1 protein-coding gene is annotated in these 1,052 nt (G+C 67.7%); it reads left to right on the top strand.

Going from position 1 to position 1,052, the window contains the following annotated elements; all coding sequences use genetic code 11:
• The first annotated feature begins 39 nt into the window (after positions 1 to 39).
• The gene (locus AB0F03_RS37980) at positions 40 to 996 is read left to right on the top strand and encodes a transposase family protein (protein ID WP_362001089.1); all 957 of its coding nucleotides are present in this window, start codon (positions 40 to 42) and stop codon (positions 994 to 996) included.
• Positions 997 to 1,052: the final 56 nt, after the last annotated feature.

Here is a 1,052-nt window from a genome sequence, read left to right as displayed (position 1 = left end):
ACGAGCTCGTGCACGGTAAGCGGGTGGGACGTCGAGCCCGTGATCTTGGATCATGGTCTCGTGGTGGGGAACGCGTCTCGGGCAGCGATCGTCAGCGACCGGAGGATCACGGGCCTTTCGGCCGGTGTGATCGCTGAGCTCGTCGCCGAGGTAGGACCGTTGTGGCATCAACGGCACCAGGCCAAGCTCGCATCCAGGGCACGAAAGCGGGCCGCGGGCGCCGGCGCGAAGCACCGGCTGGTCTTCGTCGACCGGCTCCTGGCCACGCTCGTGCACCTCCGCCATGGAGCCACTCACGACGTGCTGGCCTGCTGGTTTGGTGTGGACCGTTCCACCATTACCCGGGCCATCGGCGAGGTACGTCCCCTGCTTGCCGAGCGAGGCTGCACGGTCACTGCCGGAGTGCGGTTACGGACGCTGGCGGAAGTCGTCGACTACCTCGGCGTGACCGGGCAGACCGGCATCGTCGACGGCACTGAAATCCGGGTCCGGCGGCCGGCCGCCGGACGCAAGGACCGGGACAAATTCATCTCCGGCAAGAACAAGCAGAACGCGGTCAAGACCATGGTCGTCACGGACGGGGACGGCCGCGTGCTGTTCTGCAGCCCGACCAAGCCGGGCAGCTGCGCGGACATCACCCACGCCCGCCAATTGGGGCTGGTCAAGCTCCTGGCTGACGGATCTGCGGTAGAGATCCTCGCCGACGCCGGTTACCAGGGCCTGGGCGCCCAGACCGGCGGGCGTGTGATCACGCCACCGCACCGCAAGTTCAAGAAGAGCGCTCCGGAGTGGTACGAGGAAATGCACGAGCGACAGCGCAAAGCGCACTCCTCGCGACGCATCCGCGTCGAACACGGCATCGCCCACCTGAAGAACTGGCGGGCACTCGCCCGTCACCTCGGCCGCCGCGAGCACATGAGCGACACCGTCCAAGCCATCGCCGGCCTGCTGTCCCACCAGCAGACCGCGGACCTGACGTCGGCACAGCAGAGGTGAGCACAGAGCCCCACCGCAGCCCTCGACACCTCACCGCCTACCGTGCACGAGCTCGT

Origin of the sequence: Streptomyces sp. NPDC028722, from assembly GCF_040637655.1 — a bacterium.
GTDB lineage: Bacteria > Actinomycetota > Actinomycetes > Streptomycetales > Streptomycetaceae > Streptomyces.
Note: the sequence above shows the minus strand (reverse complement) of the source record. Positions and strands in the feature narration are given on the sequence as shown.